Origin of the sequence: Listeria grandensis FSL F6-0971, from assembly GCF_000525835.1 — a bacterium.
GTDB classification, from domain to species: Bacteria; Bacillota; Bacilli; order Lactobacillales; family Listeriaceae; genus Listeria_A; species Listeria_A grandensis.
The window spans coordinates 28,718-48,289 of record NZ_AODD01000015.1; the positions used below are offsets into that span (position 1 = coordinate 28,718).

The 19,572-nt window shown below is 42.7% G+C and carries 20 protein-coding genes; 10 read left to right on the forward strand and 10 right to left on the reverse strand.

Annotation, left to right across the window (positions count from 1 at the left end; all coding sequences use genetic code 11):
- Positions 1-23: 23 nt before the first annotated feature.
- Positions 24-314, forward strand: coding sequence for a hypothetical protein (locus tag PGRAN_RS09990; protein ID WP_051998588.1), 291 nt, complete (start codon positions 24-26; stop codon positions 312-314).
- 284 nt (positions 315-598) lie between these two features.
- On the opposite strand, the gene PGRAN_RS09995 is transcribed toward PGRAN_RS09990, so the two are convergent.
- The 3 genes from PGRAN_RS09995 to PGRAN_RS10005 all read right to left on the reverse strand — a co-directional run bounded on the left by PGRAN_RS09995 (position 599) and on the right by PGRAN_RS10005 (position 3,995).
- On the reverse strand, positions 599-1,747 hold the full coding sequence (locus tag PGRAN_RS09995) for a pyridoxal phosphate-dependent aminotransferase (protein ID WP_036066857.1): 1,149 nt from the start codon (positions 1,745-1,747) through the stop codon (positions 599-601).
- A gap of 66 nt (positions 1,748-1,813) precedes the next feature.
- On the reverse strand, positions 1,814-2,536 hold the full coding sequence (locus tag PGRAN_RS10000) for an amino acid ABC transporter ATP-binding protein (protein ID WP_036066860.1): 723 nt from the start codon (positions 2,534-2,536) through the stop codon (positions 1,814-1,816).
- Complete coding sequence (locus PGRAN_RS10005; protein ID WP_036066861.1) at positions 2,529-3,995, reverse strand: ABC transporter substrate-binding protein/permease; 1,467 nt, start codon at positions 3,993-3,995, stop codon at positions 2,529-2,531. The genes PGRAN_RS10000 and PGRAN_RS10005 overlap by 8 nt, the downstream gene beginning before the upstream one ends.
- Positions 3,996-4,294: 299 nt before the next feature.
- Here PGRAN_RS10005 and PGRAN_RS10010 point away from each other — a divergent pair, with 299 nt between their 5' ends.
- From PGRAN_RS10010 to PGRAN_RS16320, 5 genes are all read left to right on the forward strand, one after another.
- Positions 4,295-4,729: a hypothetical protein gene (locus PGRAN_RS10010; RefSeq protein WP_149024037.1), complete on the forward strand. Its 435-nt coding sequence runs from the start codon at positions 4,295-4,297 to the stop codon at positions 4,727-4,729.
- A 28-nt stretch (positions 4,730-4,757) separates the two neighbouring features.
- On the forward strand, positions 4,758-5,837 hold the full coding sequence (locus PGRAN_RS10015; RefSeq protein WP_036066866.1) for a helix-turn-helix domain-containing protein: 1,080 nt from the start codon (positions 4,758-4,760) through the stop codon (positions 5,835-5,837).
- A 114-nt stretch (positions 5,838-5,951) separates the two neighbouring features.
- Entirely contained in the window at positions 5,952-7,310 is a 1,359-nt protein-coding gene (locus PGRAN_RS10020) for an MFS transporter (RefSeq protein ID WP_036066867.1), read from the forward strand.
- A complete protein-coding gene (locus tag PGRAN_RS10025) occupies positions 7,307-8,440 on the forward strand; it encodes a glycoside hydrolase family 3 protein (RefSeq protein WP_051998565.1) in 1,134 nt (377 codons plus the stop codon). The genes PGRAN_RS10020 and PGRAN_RS10025 overlap by 4 nt, the downstream gene beginning before the upstream one ends.
- A 34-nt stretch (positions 8,441-8,474) precedes the next feature.
- Complete coding sequence (locus PGRAN_RS16320; protein WP_051998566.1) at positions 8,475-9,029, forward strand: hypothetical protein; 555 nt, start codon at positions 8,475-8,477, stop codon at positions 9,027-9,029.
- Between the two features lie 51 nt (positions 9,030-9,080).
- Here PGRAN_RS16320 and PGRAN_RS17305 read toward each other — a convergent pair whose 3' ends face one another.
- The 4 genes from PGRAN_RS17305 to PGRAN_RS10040 form a co-directional block, all read right to left on the reverse strand.
- Positions 9,081-9,203 carry a DUF6366 family protein gene (locus tag PGRAN_RS17305; RefSeq protein WP_241433332.1) on the reverse strand — a complete coding sequence of 41 codons (123 nt, stop codon included), beginning with the start codon at positions 9,201-9,203 and terminating at the stop codon, positions 9,081-9,083.
- Between the two features lie 119 nt (positions 9,204-9,322).
- Entirely contained in the window at positions 9,323-9,841 is a 519-nt protein-coding gene (locus PGRAN_RS10030; protein ID WP_036066868.1) for a hypothetical protein, read from the reverse strand.
- A 111-nt stretch (positions 9,842-9,952) separates the two neighbouring features.
- Positions 9,953-10,954 (reverse strand): inorganic phosphate transporter, encoded by a 1,002-nt coding sequence (locus PGRAN_RS10035; protein ID WP_036066869.1) that lies wholly within the window; start codon positions 10,952-10,954, stop codon positions 9,953-9,955.
- A gap of 12 nt (positions 10,955-10,966) precedes the next feature.
- On the reverse strand, positions 10,967-11,587 hold the full coding sequence (locus PGRAN_RS10040) for a DUF47 domain-containing protein (protein ID WP_036066870.1): 621 nt from the start codon (positions 11,585-11,587) through the stop codon (positions 10,967-10,969).
- A gap of 460 nt (positions 11,588-12,047) precedes the next feature.
- Here PGRAN_RS10040 and PGRAN_RS10045 point away from each other — a divergent pair, with 460 nt between their 5' ends.
- From PGRAN_RS10045 to PGRAN_RS10055, 3 genes are read left to right on the forward strand one after another with little or no spacing between them, the layout of a single operon-like run.
- Positions 12,048-12,917, forward strand: coding sequence for an aldo/keto reductase (locus PGRAN_RS10045; protein WP_036066872.1), 870 nt, complete (start codon positions 12,048-12,050; stop codon positions 12,915-12,917).
- 23 nt (positions 12,918-12,940) lie between these two features.
- Positions 12,941-13,600, forward strand: coding sequence for a DNA alkylation repair protein (locus PGRAN_RS10050; protein ID WP_036066874.1), 660 nt, complete (start codon positions 12,941-12,943; stop codon positions 13,598-13,600).
- 17 nt (positions 13,601-13,617) lie between these two features.
- The gene (locus PGRAN_RS10055; protein ID WP_036066876.1) at positions 13,618-14,007 is read left to right on the forward strand and encodes a VOC family protein; all 390 of its coding nucleotides are present in this window, start codon (positions 13,618-13,620) and stop codon (positions 14,005-14,007) included.
- A gap of 42 nt (positions 14,008-14,049) precedes the next feature.
- Here the strand turns inward: PGRAN_RS10055 and PGRAN_RS10060 are convergent, their stop codons facing one another.
- From PGRAN_RS10060 to PGRAN_RS10070, 3 genes are all read right to left on the reverse strand, one after another.
- Positions 14,050-15,375 carry a hemolysin family protein gene (locus tag PGRAN_RS10060; protein WP_036066877.1) on the reverse strand — a complete coding sequence of 442 codons (1,326 nt, stop codon included), beginning with the start codon at positions 15,373-15,375 and terminating at the stop codon, positions 14,050-14,052.
- A 274-nt stretch (positions 15,376-15,649) separates the two neighbouring features.
- Entirely contained in the window at positions 15,650-16,546 is an 897-nt protein-coding gene (locus PGRAN_RS10065; protein ID WP_036066879.1) for a cation diffusion facilitator family transporter, read from the reverse strand.
- 91 nt (positions 16,547-16,637) lie between these two features.
- The gene (locus PGRAN_RS10070; RefSeq protein ID WP_036066881.1) at positions 16,638-17,057 is read right to left on the reverse strand and encodes a low molecular weight phosphatase family protein; all 420 of its coding nucleotides are present in this window, start codon (positions 17,055-17,057) and stop codon (positions 16,638-16,640) included.
- A gap of 365 nt (positions 17,058-17,422) precedes the next feature.
- Here PGRAN_RS10070 and PGRAN_RS10075 point away from each other — a divergent pair, with 365 nt between their 5' ends.
- Positions 17,423-19,561, forward strand: a complete 2,139-nt coding sequence (locus tag PGRAN_RS10075) for a transglycosylase domain-containing protein (protein WP_036066883.1) — start codon at positions 17,423-17,425, stop codon at positions 19,559-19,561.
- The last annotated feature ends 11 nt before the right edge of the window (positions 19,562-19,572 follow it).

Genomic DNA, 19,572 nt, shown 5'->3' on the forward strand with positions numbered 1-19,572 from the left:
GATTGAAAATGATTGAAAATACGATAAAAGAAGTAGAGTTATTCGAGCAAATGACACATGGTGAGCCGGTCTTATTTGTGACGGCCATTGGGTATATTATTGGGATTACCGATATTCCGGATGAGATTCCGCATAGTGTGGTTGCCCTGAAAGATGTGTATATTAACTGTGTTTCGGCATCAAGGGTGAATCGTTTTTCGAAGGGATTGACGGTTTCGGTGGATCAGATTATCGCGTTTAATGTGTTGACGGAGGAAGAAATGCACCGAATGATTACGAATTGGCAAGTATCCATGGCTCCAACCATCGGCTAATGGCTCTTCAGCGAAGCGACAAACGCTTATCTCTGTCGTTAAAAGTTCTGTTCCGGTGCTCTTGTACACTACGTTTCGCATAACTTCTTACATGGTCGGGGATACGACTCCCTCCCTGTTTTCAGTCAATGTACAAATCGTACGCTTCGGTACTCGCTTTTGCCTAGGAACTAAGGCCTTCTCGCTCCGCTGAGGTTTGGTGGCATGGGCATGAACAATGGAAGTATAATTTGGTGTAAAGGTGAGACCATGGCTTTGCGCCATGGTCTTATTTCTATTTCTGTTTAGAATTCTAGTTTTGCTAAGCGATCAAAAGCTTCTTTTAATACTTCTAAGTTTTGTGTCGCGGCTAGGCGGACGTAATTGTCTCCGGTGTCGCCAAACGCTAGGCCTGGAATGAGTAGCACTTGGGTTTCTTTTAAGACGTATTCGCAGAACGGGACGGAGGTCATGCCGGAGCCGCTGATGTTGATGAAGGCGTAAATCGTGCCTTTGATGGGATGAATGGATAGGTACGGTATCTCTGCAACGCGTTTTCCGACGTATTCTAGCCGTTCTTGGAAGGTTTTTGTGACGGCGGGTATAAACTTCTCGGCATGGTTCATTGCGTGTATGGCGGCTCTCTGGGATGGTGATGGGGCGGAGAACGTGATGCCTTCGTTGATTGCTTTTACGGCTTCAATGATGTAGTTGCCCGCGATTATATAACCAATCCGCCAGCCGGTCATCGCAAAGTTTTTCGAGAGGCTGCCGAGCGTGATGGTATGGTCTGGTGCGTATTTTGCCATCGGGGTGAACTTCTCGTAAAAACTAAAGCCGTCGTAGACTTCATCGGATAGGATGTAGAAATTGTGTTCTTTGGCGAGTGCGGCGATTTCTTCAAAGATTTCTTTGGAGAACACCGCACCAGTTGGGTTGTTCGGTGAATTTAGAATCAGCGCCTTCGTTTTGTCGGTGATCGCGGCTTTTAAAATATCTAGATTGATTGCAAAATCGTCTTTTTCGTAGGTTGGAATGAAGACGGGGATACCGCCAGCTGCCATTACTTGATCTTTGTAAGGCGTGAAGTAGGGCTCGTGGATGATGACTTCGTCGCCCGCGTCCATGATGGCTTGGAGTGCTAAGTACATACCGTGGCAGGCACCGACTGTTGCGCGAATTTCGCTCGTTGGAAACTGCAAATCATACGTGCGGTCGTAAAATCCTGAAATCGCTTGGAGTAGTTCGATGTCACCGGATGCTTCGGTATATTTGGTTTGGCCGTTTTTGACGTCTTGGAAGGATGCCTCGATAATTTCTTGGTCGGTAATCAGGTCGGGATCGCCAATCGAAAAGTCAATCAGATTGGGCGTTGTTTTCGCGATGGTTGTGATTTGAGATAGGATATTAACGGGTGCTTGTTGATATTTTTTCGCTAAATGAGATGCATTCATTTTAAAAAACCTCCATATGTAGATAAAAGTGGAATGCGACCGAATTGGCATTCCACTTTTTGTTTATTATAACACTTTTCCGAGAAAACTTTGTGTTCTTTCATTTTGCGGGTTATCGAAGAGTTGTTCTGGCGTACCTTCTTCTTGGATATAACCGCCGTCCATGAAGATGACACGATCGGCTACTTCTTTAGCAAAGCCCATTTCGTGTGTCACAACGACCATTGTCATGCCTTCTTTGGCTAAGCTCTTCATCACCTGAAGAACCTCGCCGACCATTTCTGGATCGAGCGCGGACGTTGGTTCATCAAAGAGCATTACGTCAGGGTTCATTGCTAAGGCACGTGCGATGGCAACCCGTTGTTTTTGTCCGCCGGATAGCGATGATGGATAGCTGTTTGCTTTGTCAGCGAGGCCTACTTTATCAAGCAGGGACAAGGCGTGTTTTTTTGCAGTCTCGGCGGATTCGCCTTTTACTTTTAGCGGTGCCAGAGTCAAATTCTCAAGCACGGTTTTATGTGGAAACAGGTTGAAGCTTTGGAAAACCATGCCCATTCGTTGACGCAATTCGTTGATGTTAACGTTTTTATCTGTGAGGTTCGTGCCCTCGAATTCGATAACGCCGCCAGTTGGTTGTTCGAGTAAGTTCAAACAACGCAAGAAAGTGCTTTTTCCTGATCCTGAGGGGCCGATGACAACGACCACCTCACCTTGCGCTACTTCTATATCAAGCCCTTTTAAAACTTCTAATTTATCGAAATGCTTTTGTAGTTTGGTTACTTTAATCACTTGTTCTCATTCTCCTTTCAGCAACGCCTAGAAGTCTGGACAGACCGAACGTTAGGATGAAGTAAATCACAGCTGCGACTGCGTATGGAAGCACGGCGTTGAAGCTTGCTCCTGCAACGACTCCGGACATAAACATTAATTCGGTAATACCGATAATGGACACGATGGATGATTCTTTAATAACGGTAATAAATTCATTGCCGAGTGCTGGTAAAATGTTTTTAATCGCTTGTGGCAAAATGATATAACGCATACTAGCAACTTTGGTCATACCAAGACTACGTGCGGCTTCTTCTTGTCCTTTATCAACGGCCAGGATTCCAGCACGAATGATTTCCGCGACATAAGCGGCACTGTTTAGTGATAGGGCGATACAACCGGCAACAATCGCTGGCAGATTAAGCCCTCCGAATATGGCGGTTGTCCCAAAATAAACAAGGAAAATTTGAACGAGTAATGGGGTTCCACGTACGAATTCGATGTAACAATTTGCTGGCCAACGTAACCATCTTGTTCTAGCAAGTTTCATTAGAGCGAGTAAGGCACCGAGGATGGAACCGAAAAGGACACCAACAGCAGCGATTCCGATAGTATAAAGTGCGCCTTTAATATAGTAAGAACCGTATTGTGTGAAGAAGTTGCCATCTTTGAACATGGCTTTATTGGCTTCTTCTTGGTATTCTTTTAGCAAATTCTTGTCCTTGATTTCTTGAAGGGAGGCATTGACGCTTTTTTGTAGTGATGTTGTTCCTTTATTCATGGCAATAGCGGTTTGTTTGGTTCCATTGACAAATTGCACATCGGAAATCATCAGGTCATCATATTGCGAAATATAAGCATCAGCAACGGGACCTTCGAGTACAACCGCGTCTAGTTTCTTTTGTTGTAATTCAAGCATTAATGTCGTTACTTTAGATAATGACTTCACTTTCGCGCCTGTCAGTTCATCTTGCGCGAGTGCTTCTTGTGTTGTTTGTTTTTGCGCACCGACTGAGGCACCTTCGAAATCATTAGTTGTTTTGAATTTATCTTTATCTGTTTTTCGAATCACGACTTTTTGTTGGACAGTCATGTATGGGTCGGAGAAATCAACTTCTTTTAGACGTTCTGGTGTTGGAGACATACCAGAAATAATCATGTCAATTTTCTTCGTTTTTAAAGCAGGAAGCAGACTGTCAAAATCCATTTCGCTAATATCTAGCGTGACCCCCATATCTTTGGCGATTTTCTTTGCAATACTGATGTCAAAACCTACGTATGTGTCTTTACCATCAACCGTCTTGTGAAATTCATAAGGCGGATAATCAGCGGATAGACCGACCACTAACCGACCTCGATTTTGAACATCAGCGAGTGAGGTATCTTTTGTGGCGGCTAGAGCCGGTGCGAAACTAGAAAATACGATCATTAGTATGAAAAATATAGCGGTTAACTTGAGATAAAACGTCCCTTTAAACATGCGTACACTCCTTTATAATGTATAGCATCTCGACAATTTATGCATTTTCATGTATAACTATTAGAGATGAACATAGAATTGATAACTTATTTCGATAGATATAATAATACATGATTTTGAGTAATTATGCAATAGTATTTTTAATAAAAGTCAGACAAAGATGTGGTGGTTTTTTCGACGGGCTTCGATATGGATGTGTGATGGTCCTCTTTTTTTCTAATGGCTATGGGGGTATGTAAATGTTACAATGAAGGCAAGATTATTATATCGTAGATTAAAAATAAAGAAAAGGTGTGGTTATGATGGAAAAAGAATATGAACTTGTTATGCAAGAAGTAGAGTTTCCGAATGATTCTAGAGGGATATTTGATGGGACCATTTTATGTATGGAGTTTTTTGTTGCTAAGGATAAGGCGGCTTATGACGCAGAGTCGGATGAGCCGATGTTGCAAAGGCAGGAGCGGCACCTTGTAAATGAGTTGGTTCAGCGGGAATTAAAGCTATTTGCTACAAGAATGGAAGAGGAGCGGGATGTGCGGCCGTTACGCCAGTTGGATGCCCTTTTTTTGGTGTTGGAAGTGGAGATTGGGAAGTTATTTACGCCGGAGCATGAGATTGAGTTTGCTAATTTGGGAATAGAGGGCTTTATTCAGGTGTATAATGATTCGGATACGCAGGCGCGTCATGCGGATGCGATACTGGCTAAGATGTTGGGAAGCATGGGTGAGGAATAAGTAGAAGGATTGTGTGAGGAGGGAGAATATGCCGCTTCGTGATTTATTTTCTGATGAGTTGGATGCGCGACCTCATACGCTTGGTGTGGAGGATTTGAAAAAGATGCAGATGCCGACGACGATGCATTTGACGCAAGGTGGGGAGTTGTCTTTTGATGATGAGCTTTATTTGACGCGTTGGTCGGTGGAAAACGGGATATTTGACTCTAAAATGAGTTTTCTTGAGAAGTTGGAGGAGTCGTTTCACGCAGATTTAGCGGATTTTGAAGGATATGGCGGGATCGTGTACGAGGAGGCGGCGCTTGCCAAGACGGAGTTTATCACGCCAATGCATAAGAATCGGCATATTGAATTATGCTTTGTCGTTGAGGGAACGTTTAGGTTACGAGTGCAGAAGGAAGATGTGACGCTATATCCTGGTGAGGTTTTGATGCTGGATTGTAATACGCTTCATGCCGATTATATTCAAAACAAGGATTGCAAGGTTATTTTTCTGGGGATTTCGCAGCGGATGTTGGATGAGACGGTGATTAGTAATGTGAATGAGATCAGCATGGTGAAATTTTTGAAAATGGCGTTGGTTGAGGAGAAGACGAGAAGTGAGTATATCAAATTCACGCCACGCACGAATAAGCGGAAAATGGAAAACGTGCTTTTGCGGATGTTTGAGGAAATTTCGGCGAAGGATTTTGGTTATATTCTGATTATGAAGGGGCTACTTTCGCGACTTCTCAATATGTTGACGATGGAGTGCGATTATCATTTTATCAAATCAGAGCAAAAAGGATACCGTCAGTTGCTATATCATGAGATTGAAAAATACATCGAGGTGAATTATCGGGATATTAAATTGCAAGATCTCGTTGGAAAGTTTAATTATTCTGCGGATTATTTCAGTAAACTGATCCGGGAAATAACGGGCATGACGTATTCGCAGTTTCTGCAGTTTATTCGTCTTAATAAGGCTGCGGAACTGCTTACTGCAACGACTTTGCCTATTAACAAAATTGCTAGTGAAGTGGGCTATAATAATTTGCAGTTTTTTTATCAGTTGTTTCATGCGAAATATGAGATGACACCGAATGCGTATCGTAAAAAACATCGATAGGAATTTGATAGTCCTCTCGCTTTTATCGCCGCATAATGACATTGTTCTTTTTTTCGGACACGCGTAACATAGTGTTTGAAAGCGGTTTCTAAAAAGCGAGGGGGGTTTTTTGCTATGTACGTGGGGGAATTGATGAAGCGTCGCAAATTGTCGATGAAAGAGAAGTTATCGTATGGTATGGGAGACTTTGCATCCAATCTGGTGTATCAAGGGATATCGATCTTTATTTTGTTTTATTGGACGGATTACGCGGGAATTAGTGCGGCTGTGGCTGGGACGATTCTACTGATTTCGCGCATTTTTGACGGTGTGATTGATGTCGTGTTCGGTAATTTGGTGGATAAGACGAAATCCAAATATGGAAAGGCTCGGCCGTATTTATTATGGTTAGCGCTTCCATTTGCTTTTTCGGCGATGATTACGTTTTGGACGCCGGGAACGAACGGAATCGCGGATATTATTTTTGCATTTGTGTCGTATAATGTGACGATGGTGATTTATACGGCGATTAATATTCCGTATGGCGTGTTGTCGGTGAAGATGACGGATGATCAGGTGGAACGCGGTTCGTTGGGCGTATTTCGGGGAATTGGGGCGTTGATTGGCTCAATGTTAGTGGCGATTATTGCGCCGATGTTGATTGAGGTTGTCGGCTATACGTGGACATTTTTGATCATTGGTTTGGTCGCAGCGGCAAGTCTTTTAGTGACTTTTAAAGGAACCGAAGAGCATGTGGGTTTGACGCAAGAGGACAAGGTGACGCCTTTTAAAGAGGGATTCGTTGCGCTACTGAAAAATAAGCCATGGCTGATTATGTTGCTTGTAGGGATTCTAGTGTTTACGTTCTCTGGCTTGAAGATGACGTCCAATATTTATATGGCAAAATACTATTTTGGTGATGAGAGCTTGGTCGGTATTTTAAATGTCATGATGATGCCCGGAATGCTGATTGGTATGGGTGTTGCGACGCTTTTATTTAGACGATTCGGCAAAATTAAGACGACGGTATTTGGGAATTTGATTATGTTTTTGGCAACGGTAGCGTTTTATTTTATTTTCCAATCCCCAGATGACTTGGTGCTGTTTTATGGATTTTTAGTCCTGAACGGGGCTTTTTTAGGCATCGGGACAGCTGGATTTTTTGCAATGATTGCGGATACGATCGAGTATGGGGAATGGAAAACGAAGAAGCGGATAGAGGGCTTGACCTACTCAGCGGCAAGCGTTGGTACGAAAATTGGTGGTGGCGTTGGTGCGGCGCTCGTGGGGTGGTTGCTAGCGCTAGTGCATTATAATGGAACGTTAGCAACACAGCCAGAAGCGGTATCATCGATGATTGTGTGGATCAATTTGTGGATTCCAGGGATGATTTGTTTGATTGTGGCGATTGTGCTTTCCTTTAATAAGGTGGATAAGCTGTATCCGCAAATTATGCAGGATTTGGACGCTAGAAAAGGAGTGAAGGAAGTATGACGGTGGATTTGACGAAAAAACCATTTTACTTAGACGCGGCGCAGTTGAAATGGGTGGCGAATACGATAGCGACGATGAGTTTGGAAGAGAAGATTCGACAGTTGTTTGTGATTGCGGCAGGAGACGCGAAGGATAAGACGTTACAAGAAGTTGCAGAATTTGAAGCGGGTGGCGTCATGTTGCGTCCATTGAAGGAAGCAGACGTCAGAAAAGTGAACACCTACTTGATGACGCATTCGAAAATTCCACCATTTTTAGCGGCTAATTTGGAGACGGGCTCGAATGGCTTGATAGAAGAGAATACGAATATCGGGCATGAGATGTTGATTGCGGCGACGGGAAACGTGGATAACGCCTATGAATTCGGGAAATTTTGTATGGGTGAGGCGGCGCTGGCTGGTGCGAGCATGTCTTTTGCACCGATTATTGATATTAACTATAATTGGGAAAATCCGATTACGAATATCCGCTCGTTTGGTGACAATCCGGAGCTGGTTTCGGCAATGGGACAGGCGTACGTGAGGGGCGCACAAGAGGCGGGAGGCGCGGTAACAATTAAGCATTTTCCTGGAGATGGTGTGGACGGACGCGACCATCATGTTGTTAAAAGTGTGAACAGTTTGCCGTTTCCCGAATGGATGCGGACTTTTGGAAAAGTGTACCGGGATAACATTGATAATGGCGCGACGGGCGTGATGGTGGGCCATATTTCGTTGCCGGATTATTTTCAAGAAGATAAGGAAGTGGGGCTTCGGGACGTGCCTGCGAGTTTAAATCCAGCTTTGATTCAAGATTTATTGCGCGGAGAATTGGGCTTTAATGGCTTAGTGATGACAGATGCGTCTTTGATGGTCGGTTTTGGATCGCAAGGAAAGCGGCGAGATTTGTTGCCAAGGGCGATCGCGGCGGGAAATGATATGTTCTTGTTTACGAAGAATTTAGAGGAGGATTATCAGTTTATGATGGCTGGTTTCCGCGAGGGGATTATTACGGAGGAACGTTTGGATGACGCGATGCAGCGGATTTTAGGGCTCAAGGCGCGGTTACATTTGGATGCTCGGTTGGAGCGGAAAACAACGCTTGATTCAGAGATAACTTCGAAACAATTGGCGAAAAAAAGTCGCGGATGAAGGTGTCACGCTGGTCAAGGATACGCAGCATCTGTTGCCGATTCATTCAAGTGAACAGCAGAAAATTGGAATTATCTCACTGGGCAATGAACTCGATGTTTTCGATATTTTAGAGCAGGGCGCGTCGGGAATTATGAAGCTTGCGTTGAAATTTCAGAAGCGGAAGAAAAAATCCCATGAGGCGTTCGGAGAAATTTTGACAGGGCGGGGATATCAGGTGAGTTTTATCGATCATTCGCAGATTAAGGTCATGATGGAGTCGGTGAAGGAAAGTATTGCGGAGTTCACGAGTAAGTATGATCTGATTATTTATTTTGTAAAGAAGGATACGATGTCGAATCAGACGAATTTGCGCGTGGAGTTCAAGTCGCTAGCCGGATTTGACGCACCATGGTTTATTCACGAAATCCCGACAATGCTAATCTCGGTGGCGAACCCGTATCACGAGTATGATTTTGCCGATGTGATGACAATTATTAATGGCTACAGCCCAACAGACGAAGTGCTCCAAGCCATCGTTGACAAATTGGAGGGGAAAACCCCGTTTCGAGGTGTGTCACCAGTTTCGATGGATTTCTACACCAATTAAAAAAAGATGTTGCTATTAATCGCTTGACTTAATAGCAGCATCTTTTTTTGACTAGAGACAAGCAAGTACAACGATGGTAACCATTAAAATAAGAAGTACAATACCGGCGCCTTTCCAACTCATTCCTCTAGAAAGTTCAGATAGGCTTCCTTGCGGTGTTTCATTGGAACGCATATAGCCACAACCCCTCGTAATGGAATATTCGATAATAATCAATAGTATACGCGATTTGATCAAAAAGGCAATAAAAAACTGCTCCCTCTTGTTTGAAGGAACAGAGATGGGCTTAAATTCTAGAACTCCTCTTTTATTAATTTGATAATAAAAAAGGACAACAAAAAGAAGGCGGGCGGAAGTGGGCTGTCTTCTTGATATTCAATTAAAACAGCGCTACCGGACATGGATTTATCGATGGAAATGTGGCTGATATCGGTATGGTTTATTAAAATTTTGATGATGCTTTTTGTTTCTGTTTGAATGATATCGATACGGTGATCTTTTTGGTTGGCTCGGATATGCAGATGGTGATCGCTACTTGGTATTTCTTTGAAGGAAATATCAAAGCTTGGGTCGAGGTTGTGGTAGACGACGGAAGAACCGTCTTCTCCAAGCCAACCAATTTCAATGGTCAGTGTCGCCAATTCTTTTTGTGTGGTGTCGTTAGAATAGCTGTATAGTGGATGGTTATTTTGAAATGAAATACGTGATGAGATTTTTTCAATATTTCCGATGATTTCTTCTTTTTCATTTTTTACTTCGATTGGATTATTTTTTCGGATGACTAAAGGCTTTTGAAAGTGAAAGCTTGGCATAAAATCGTCTCCTAACTTAACCTATTTGTTGTATATAGACCTTTTCCCTTTATTTAGTAGGGGAAACATAAAAAAACTCGCTTCTATATTTTAGAAACGAGTTTTGAAGTATTATACTAAAAAGAAACGTAGGACATAGTAGACAGCTGCAGCAAGTGCGGCTGAGATTGGTAATGTGATGATCCAAGTGATGATCATGCGCTGTGCTGTATCCCATTTAACACCTTTCACACGGTGAGCTGTTCCAACACCAAGAATAGAGGAGCTGATAACGTGTGTTGTGCTGACTGGTAGATGAATGAATGTTGCACCAAAAATGATGAATACGGAACTTAGATCTGCCGCAACGCCACTTACTGGTTTGATTTTCATGATCTTGCCACCAACTGTTTTGATGATTTTCCAACCACCGATCGATGTACCAACGGCCATCGCGATCGCACAGGATACTTGTACCCAAAGTTGAACGTCGTCGGTATGTTGAAAACCGTTTGCGATCAAAGCGAGTGTGATGATACCCATTGATTTTTGGGCGTCATTGGTACCGTGTGTGTAGGATTGTAGTGCCGCAGTTCCGACTTGAATGTAGCGGAAACGACGATTTGTTGATGTCAGGTTTAAATTCTTTAAGAACATCTTGAATAGGCTATAGATTAGGAAACCGACTCCAAATGCTAGGAATGGAGACACGATAAGACCGATGATGATGGTCAAGAAGCCTTTATATTCGAGTGCACCGAATCCTGCTGCCGCAATAGCACCACCAGCAATAGACCCGATCAAAGCATGGGAGGAACTACTCGGGATACCGAAGTACCAGGTGAGTAAGTTCCAGGTAATTGCGGATATAAGGGCTGCGAGAATAACAAGGTCACCATGTGGTAAGGAGAATGGATCGACAATGTCTTTTGTAATTGTCTTGGCAACCCCTGTGAAGGAAATGGCACCGACAAAGTTCATCACTGCCGCGAGAATAATCGCATGCTTCGGTTTTAATGCTTTCGTTGAGACACTGGTTGCAATCGCGTTGGCCGTGTCATGAAATCCGTTGATAAGGTCAAACGCTAGTGCTGCAATAACAATGACAATCGTTATAAATAACATACCTTCCATTTAGCCGGCCCCTTACGCGTTTTTCATAACAATTGATTCAAGCGTATTGGCTACACTTTGACAACTGTCTGCGATTTCTTCAAAATTCTCATACACTTCTTTCATCCGAATTAAGCGGATTGGGTTTTCTTCATTTTGGAAAAGTTGAATCAAGGACTCGCGGTATACTTCGTCGCAAATCGATTCGTAATTCTTTATTTTGATAGCTAATGTGCGTACATCTTTTAATTTTTTGTCGAATACGAGGTCTACTGCTTTTTCAATTTCCACAGTACTTGCTTCGATCGCATCGATGAATTTTTGCATATAATCGTCAAATCGTTTGATATGACAGATCTCGAATGTGAAGGCAATCTGTTCAAAGCCGTCCATTACGTCGTCTAATCGGTTTGTTAGTTCTAACATGTCTTCGCGCTCGATTGGCGTGATGAAGGCATCGTTTAGTTCTAAAATCATTTTGTGGACAAGTGAATCACCATGTGTTTCATATTCTTTCATCTTCTCCGAAAAAGTATGTAGATCTTCCCCAGTTTCAATGTCGTAAGAAGCGAAATAATTGGCGCCCTCACGTAGGTTTACTGCCATGTCATGTAATAATGATGCAAAACGGTCCTTTTTGTTTTTAAAAGCCATTTTTTAATTCCCCCGATCTTTTTTGTGTGATTTTTCCCAGTATAATAGGACTCACCTTTCATTGATGTCAGTGAGCGGATGTTTACAAAAAATATACATAAAAAAATCATTACAAGGATAGAAATTTACTACATATTCATACTAACATAGGATGACGCCAATAGGTATCCTTTTTTTTGTGTTAAAATAGGTAAAAACTACTTGAAATCGGTTACATTTGCTATTTGACGGCTTTCGTGACGAAGGGCTCTTTTATATATTTTTTTAGTTAGGGGAAGGTAACTTTTATGAAGGTCCTATTTTGGAGAACTAGATTGTGTTTTTGTTCACGATTTTGTTTTTATGGCGGTTGCTTTTTGGTAGATAAGCGGGGTGGATTTCTGTATACTGGTTTTAAGTATTTAATGAAAGAAAAGCGTTGCGATATTATATAAACTACGAAAAGCAGGAGGTTTTATCGATGGTCAATTCCTTTCAAGCACGTTATCGTTTAAATAATGGTGCCATGATTCCTTATCTTGGTATGGGCGTCTTTCAAGTAACCGATCAGCAGCATGTCACTGGGGCAATTGAGAAAGCGCTTGAATTTGGTTATCGCTCGTTTGATACAGGTGCAGTTTATAATAACGAGAAGCTAGTTGGAGAGGCAATCGGACACAGTGATATCGCTCGGGATGATCTTTTTATTAGTTCGAAAATTTGGAACGGGGATCAAGGATACGATAAGGTATTGACCGCGTTTGAGCATACGCTGGAGAATTTGGGCGTGGACTTTTTAGATATGTATTTAATTCATTGGCCGCTTACGGAAATGTACACGGAGACCTGGCGGGCAATGGAGCGTTTATATGAAGAAAAAATGGTGCGCGCAATTGGTGTAGCGAACTTTAAGGAGCACCATTTGGCAAATTTGTTTGTGAAAGCGAATGTGAAGCCGGCAATTGACCAAGTGGAGACACATCCGCTATTGCCGCAGAATGAGTTGCGCGCTTATTTGGCGGAGCAGGGTATTGCTCACGGAGCTTGGTCGCCGCTCGCGAAGGGTGCGCTATTCCAGAATCCTGTGATTGGAGAAATTGCGAGGAAGCACGGGGTGCATGTGGATCAAGTGATTTTACGGTGGCATATGGAGCGGAATACGATTACGATGTCTCGTTCTATCAGCGCGAAACGGACACTTGAAAATACGCAGTTATTTGATTTTAAATTGGACGCGGAGGACATGAAGCGAATTGGTCAATTGGAAACTGGTAAGCGTGTTGGTCCCGATCCGGATGATGTAGATTTCATGATAGCGAGCATGGAAAAAGAGCGTGCCATGTTTTCGTAGTAAGAGCAAAAAAGGAGAGAATCATGGATAGTTATATAGAAACATTGATAGCATTTTTGAGGAGCCGAGCCTTGCCGGAGGAAAAAATTGCGATGGAGCAGTATATGCGAAATCAATTTGTTTTTTTAGGGTTACGAAGTCCGTTGCGACGCGCGGTTTATCGGGAATTTGTTGCTGAGCAGGGCAAGCCGCGGGATTCATTGGCTGTGGCGAAGGTGTTATATGAACAGCCCGAACGTGAGTTTCGATATATCGCGATTGATATTTTGGCGAAGGATGTGAAGAAGCAGCCGCGTGAATCCATTGATTTTTATGAGCAGTTGGTCGTGACGGATTCGTGGTGGGATACAGTTGATTTGCTTGCAGGGACGCTTGTCGGTGGGCATTTTCAGGTGTATCCAGAATTGATGGAGGCGTATAATGCCAAATGGATCGGTGGCGAAAATATATGGCTGGCACGCACGGCGATCTTGTTTCAGTTGAAGTATAGGGACAAAACGGATGCGGCTTTGTTGTTCGCTAATTGTGAGAAGTGGCTAGAGTCTGAGGAATTCTTTATTCAAAAAGCGATTGGCTGGGCTTTGCGACAGTATGCTAAATTTGAGCCGGATGCGGTTCTTTCTTTTGTGGAGTCGCATGATTTGGCATCGCTAAGTCGCAAGGAGGCACTGAAACATTTTTAAAAAGGAGGTGTAGTGAGATGTTGCATCATGTAGAAATCAATGTTTCGGATTTGAAAAAGGCACGTATTTTTTGGGATGATTTGTTAGAACGGCTTGGTTATTCGCTTTATTCAGAATGGGATATGGGCGTTAGTTGGATGTACGGCGAGACGTATTTAGTATTTGTCCAGACGCAGGCACGTTTTGTGGATGCCGGCTATCATCGAGGACATATAGGCCTTAGTCATCTGGCATTTCATGTCGCGACGCGTGCCGACGTTGATACATGGACGGAGCGATTTAAGGCACAGGATATCCCGATTTTGTACGAGGATCGCCATCCTTTCGCTGGAGGACCGAATTATTATGCGGTTTTTGCAGAAGGTCCAGACCGGATGAAAGTAGAACTTGTTGCCAAATCTAAATAATAAATAACCCCCGAATCCTGTATGGTGGACTCGGGGGTTATTTTACGCTTCTTCGCTTGCTGTTTTCTTTTTCTCTTTTTTGAAAACTTCGATGTAAGAAATATGGTGTGGCTCAGCTTCTTTGACGCGGAAGATATAGCCATTGTTTTCAATTTCATCACCGATTTCAACTTCGTAATTGTGTGTTAAGAACCAGCCGCCAATCGTGTCAACTTCTTCTTCCTCGATATCTGTGCCAAGCATGTTATTCACCTGGTCAATCAAGACTTTAGCGTCGATAATGAAGTGTCCGTCTTTAATTTTGCGGATTTCTGGGATTTCGTCGGCATCGAATTCGTCACGAATATCACCAACAATTTCCTCGACAATATCTTCGACTGTAACAAGGCCAGACGTACCGCCGTATTCGTCAAGCAAAATCGCGATATGCGAACGTTCACGCTGCATCCGAATCAGCAATTCCTTAATCGGGATGGTTTCAATAACACGAATAATTGGTTTGACATAAGGATCGATACTAAAAAGTGGATCGGAACCATTCTCTACATATGCGGAAAGGATTTCTTTTAAGTTCAGTACGCCAATAATATGGTCTTTATCGCCTTCGATAACTGGATAACGAGTGTAGCGTTCATATTTCATGATATCCGAAAGGTCAGCAATCGTACCGCCAGTGGCAACTGTAACGATTTCTGTACGCGGAATCATGACTTCTTTTGCCATTCGTTCATCAAAATCGAAAATCTTATTCACATAACTAAACTCGGATTGGTTAATTTCACCGCTCTTATAGCTTTCGCCAACGATAATTCGCAGCTCTTCTTCTGTATGGGCAATTTCATGATCGGTCGCTGTTTCTAAGCCAAACATTTTGGCAATGACAACCGCAGATTCATTTAAAAGCCAGATGAATGGGAACATCACTTTGTAAAAAATGTGCAGTGGACGCGCTACGGATAGGGCCACGGCTTCTGTCTTGTCGATCGCGAGTGTTTTTGGAACAAGTTCGCCAACAACTACGTGTAAAAACGTGATTAGGATAAAGGCGATAGCGAAGGAGAGTACAGATGTGATCGAGCTCGGCAATTCAAATAGTACAAAGAGTGGATGAAGAGCGGCTTCAACGGTCGATTCCCCCAACCAACCTAGTCCAAGTGAGCTGATCGTGATACCCAATTGACAGGCGGAAAGATAAGCGTTCATGTGACTATAAATATGCTTTGCCAAATGGGCACGTTTATTTCCTTCTGATATCAGCTGGTCTAAACGGCTTGGACGCATTTTTACGATTGCAAACTCGGTTGCAACGAAAAAGGCAGAAATGGCGATAAGTAAAGCAATAATTAAAAATTTAGTGGTTAATATCAATGATTGGCCATCTCTGATAAAGCACCAGAAATGGCGAACACCTCCTATGGTTTCTAAAGTTTATGTTGCGTTTGTGTCTGTTCCAGAGGATATTCACTCGGTAAGGAAACACAAGGACAGCAACGGTTTACATCTATTATTTAGTTCCATATCGTTTTTTAGTTTGTCTGCCCCACTGTGTTTTTCCCTCCCAACGACTGCAAAAAATATACTTAATCTAAATTATAAATCAAACGTGTCAATAAAACAAGATTCAAAATTGGCTCATCGTGATTTATTGGTCTGAATTTACTTTGTCATCGGAATCGAAATAGGGCTCGATGTGGACAAGTGTATAAGCATTTGGATAGGCGGCGCGGATGGCTGTTTCAATCTTTTCTGTAATCGCATGGCTCTGGGCAACGTTTAAGTCAGCTTTAACGGTAATCGTAGCATCAATCCAAATTCGATTGCCATTCATCCGAGCCTTGATATCCCTGATTTCATGGACTTGTGGGACATCGGCAATGATGGTATGAATCGCTTCAATTTTTCTAATATCAAAACCGTCTGTGAGCGTGTGCGCCGCGTCATAGAAAATTTTCCAAGCGGTGTAAATAATGAGAAGACCGACGAGGAATGCGGTGACATTATCGAGCCAAGTAATTCCGATAATTGCCCCACTAATTCCGATAAAAGTACCAAAACTTACATAAGCATCCGACCGATTATCGTAGGCAGCAGCTTTGACGGCTAGACTATCAACTTTCTTGGCGAGATTGTTGTTGATTAAGTAAACGATGTACATCACGATGCCAGAAAAAAGTGCGACAATCGCGGTCAACGTGGATGGTGTTGCGAATTCTTGATGCAAAAAAGCGAGGAAGGATCGCCAAATAACTTCAATCCCGACAAGGAACATGATAAAAGAAGCTAGCAGAGAACTGATGGTTTCGGTGCGACGATGACCGTAAAGATGATCTTCATCAGGCGGAATTCGCGAAATTTTAAGGCCGATAAGTAGTGCTACAGATGCGATGATATCCGTTGTATTATTTAAACCATCGGCTTGCAAGGCGTCGGAGTTGCCCAATGAGCCAATCACGATTTTCAGAGTGGCTAATAAAATGTAGACAATAATGCTGAGCCAAGCTCCGCGTTCGCCTCGTTTTAAATCTTCATAGTTATCCATGTTGCCTCACCCCACTAATTTTTGTAACTAATAAAAATCTCGCTAACAATGCGTATAGTATATACGGACTGCTAGTGAGACGTAAATATCTTTATAAGAATACTTTTTCTAATCCTTTGACAGAGGTGGCGATGTTATCACAGACTTCTTGGTAATACGCCCACTTGTCTGGTTCATCTGTGGTTTGTTCAGGATCTTTAATATCCCAGTAAACAATTTTTTCCTCCAATTCAGCGGGGAACCCAGGAGCGAGTTCGGACGCAGAATCGTAGATGGTAACGATTAAATCAGCCTCTTTTAATAATTTTTGATTCGGAGTGACAGGCATTGACGCTGGTGGTTCCATCGCGTATTCGTGAAGTGCATCGGCGACAAATGGTGATGTTTTTGTAGCACACCAAGCACCGCTAACAAAATGGGCGTCATTGATGGCCAGTTTTTGAGCCCAAGCCTCGGCCATCGAACTGCGAATGTGCCTTGGGGACAAAAAATAAATGAGTGTTTTCTTCATACTCCAGATCCTTTCTTGCTTTGTTAGACTGAAAAAATGCAAGGTGCTTGCGTTATTTTATCTGTCTAAATGAAAGCATGTAATAACGCCGTTCTTAATGAGATGGCGGTGATGCAATATATGGTTTTTCTCGTTTGGCCTTTCTCGTTAACAGTAAGTAAATACCCCATCTCCATAGAGAAAAACCTCATTTTGAAAATAAAATTAAAAAAGTGTAAATATTGTTACGAAATTGTGTATAATTAGAAAATGGTGACGAAAATCGGTCTAAAGTTGGTGGTGCAAATCCGTCTTTTGCCGTAAAATGGATAGTATACAGCTGAGTATAACTATCAAATACTAATGAAGAAAGCTAGGAGATATGCGTGAATAATGAGAACAAAACTATCTTGACCTATTTAAAAAGCTTCTTTTTATTTCTAAAGAAGTGGTTGGGGATCGGTTGGAGTAAATTCCGCCGTTTTTGGAAGAATAAGCATATCGGGAAATTTATAACACTTATCGGCTTGACGTGCATACTGATTTTTATCGTATCACTGGTCATTATGGCCAAGTCAGCAGATATCGATGCTTTAAAAAAGGGACTTGAAACGACAACAGTCATTTATGATAAGGATAATGATAAAGCGGGTGAACTTTCCGCGTCAGATGCTACTTTTGTGAGCATTAAGGATATTTCTCCGAATCTGCAAAATGCTGTTATTTCAATTGAAGATAAACGTTTTTATGAACATGGTGGTTTCGATATGAAAGGTATTTTCCGATCGGTTTGGGGACTTGCCACGACCGGAAGCATCACGGGTGGCGGTAGTACAATCACTCAACAGGTAGCAAAGAATGCGCTTCTGACACAAGATCAGACGTTTACGCGGAAAGCCAAAGAATTGTTTATGGCGCGTGAGATCGAGAGGACTTACTCGAAACATGAAATTTTGGAGATGTATTTGAATACGTCCTACTTCGGAAATAATGAGTGGGGTGTGGAGAATGCGGCGAAGAAGTATTTTGGGACGAGCGCTTCTGATCTGACGATACCACAAGCGGCAACTATTGCAGGCCTTTTACAAGCTCCATCGGCCTACGATCCGTATACGCACGCAGATAAAGCTGTGAATAGACGCAATATCGTGCTTGGTGCGATGTACACAAATGGTAAGATTACGAAAGACCAGATGAAGGAATATCAGGCGACGAAGCTGGTTCTGACGGATAAATCAAATGATCCGGATAACTATCACTACCCTTGGTATATCGATGCGGTCATCAATGAGGCTTTGAAGGAAACCGATTTAACGCAAGATGATATCATGAAACAGGGATATCAAATCTATACGGAACTGGATCAGAACTACCAGGCAGCGCTTGAAAGTACGTTTGAGAATGACAGTCTGTTTCCGTCCAATGCACCTGATGGCACGCTTGTACAAGGTGGCGCGGTATTGATGGATCCAGCAACTGGAGGCGTCCGTGCACTTGTCGGTGGTCGTGGAAAACACGTTTTCCGTGGCTTTAACCGTGCGACACAGATGAAAGCTCAACCAGGTTCTACGATGAAACCTCTGGCAACCTATGTTCCAGCGCTTGAAGAAGGTTGGAAAGTGGATGACATGTTACAAGATAAGAAGACAACATATGGTAAATATACGCCTACAAACGTTGGTGGTGTATACCGCGGGGAAGTGCCTATGTATACGGCAGTTGCGAAGTCGATTAACGCCCCAGCAGTATGGCTACTTGATAAGATTGGCTTGCAAAAAGGTGTCGATTCGGTCAAACGTTTCGGTATTCAATTGACGAAAGAAGATGAGTATCTTGGTTTAACGCTTGGTGGACTTAGCAAAGGTGTATCACCAGTTGAACTTGCGACGGCGTATGCGACCTTTGCGAATGACGGTGCGAAACCAGAATCCCACATTATTCGCAAAATTGTTGATCCAACTGGGAAAGTAGTTTACGAAAATGAATCATCAACAAAACAGATCATCTCGAAGAAGGTTTCGACAGATATGACTTCGATGCTGATCGATGTTATTAATAATGGTGGTACTGGTGAGAATGCTGGTGTATCTGGCTATGAAATGGCTGGAAAAACAGGCTCGACACAAGTACCATTCACAACAGATGGCACGAAAGATCAGTGGTTTGTTGGTTATACACCAGAACTAGTTGGCTCTGTCTGGATTGGTTTTGATAAAACAGACGAAGCACATTATTTAAAAACAACGAGTTCAGACGGTGTAGCCTCGCTTGCGCATTATGTGATGAAGAGTGGTTTGAAGTATCAGAAACCAGTAGACTTTGGAACGAAGAGTGCCTCTGCTAAAACGGAGCAGAAGAACGAAGAGAATGCAGTCACAGAACAAGCTGGCGATTTCTGGGGTTCAATTAAAGACTCTGCAAAAGGTGCTGGCGAAACGATTAAGAAAGGCGCCGATAAAGCAAAAGAAATTGGTGGCCAAATCGCGGATGGATTCAATAATATTTTAGATTCATTTGGGAGATAATGAAAAAACCT

Excerpts from the sequence above, each read along its gene's own strand:
- PGRAN_RS09995 (WP_036066857.1), bottom strand. The coding sequence starts at position 1,747 with ATGAATGCATCTCATTTAGCGAAAAAATATCAACAAGCACCCGTTAAT.
- PGRAN_RS10005 (WP_036066861.1), bottom strand. The coding sequence starts at position 3,995 with ATGTTTAAAGGGACGTTTTATCTCAAGTTAACCGCTATATTTTTCATA.
- PGRAN_RS10010 (WP_149024037.1), top strand. The coding sequence starts at position 4,295 with ATGATGGAAAAAGAATATGAACTTGTTATGCAAGAAGTAGAGTTTCCG.
- PGRAN_RS10015 (WP_036066866.1), top strand. The coding sequence starts at position 4,758 with ATGCCGCTTCGTGATTTATTTTCTGATGAGTTGGATGCGCGACCTCAT.
- PGRAN_RS10020 (WP_036066867.1), top strand. The coding sequence starts at position 5,952 with ATGTACGTGGGGGAATTGATGAAGCGTCGCAAATTGTCGATGAAAGAG.
- PGRAN_RS10025 (WP_051998565.1), top strand. The coding sequence starts at position 7,307 with ATGACGGTGGATTTGACGAAAAAACCATTTTACTTAGACGCGGCGCAG.
- PGRAN_RS17305 (WP_241433332.1), bottom strand. The coding sequence starts at position 9,203 with ATGCGTTCCAATGAAACACCGCAAGGAAGCCTATCTGAACTTTCTAGA.
- PGRAN_RS10030 (WP_036066868.1), bottom strand. The coding sequence starts at position 9,841 with ATGCCAAGCTTTCACTTTCAAAAGCCTTTAGTCATCCGAAAAAATAAT.
- PGRAN_RS10035 (WP_036066869.1), bottom strand. The coding sequence starts at position 10,954 with ATGGAAGGTATGTTATTTATAACGATTGTCATTGTTATTGCAGCACTA.
- PGRAN_RS10040 (WP_036066870.1), bottom strand. The coding sequence starts at position 11,587 with ATGGCTTTTAAAAACAAAAAGGACCGTTTTGCATCATTATTACATGAC.
- PGRAN_RS10045 (WP_036066872.1), top strand. The coding sequence starts at position 12,048 with ATGGTCAATTCCTTTCAAGCACGTTATCGTTTAAATAATGGTGCCATG.
- PGRAN_RS10050 (WP_036066874.1), top strand. The coding sequence starts at position 12,941 with ATGGATAGTTATATAGAAACATTGATAGCATTTTTGAGGAGCCGAGCC.
- PGRAN_RS10055 (WP_036066876.1), top strand. The coding sequence starts at position 13,618 with ATGTTGCATCATGTAGAAATCAATGTTTCGGATTTGAAAAAGGCACGT.
- PGRAN_RS10065 (WP_036066879.1), bottom strand. The coding sequence starts at position 16,546 with ATGGATAACTATGAAGATTTAAAACGAGGCGAACGCGGAGCTTGGCTC.
- PGRAN_RS10070 (WP_036066881.1), bottom strand. The coding sequence starts at position 17,057 with ATGAAGAAAACACTCATTTATTTTTTGTCCCCAAGGCACATTCGCAGT.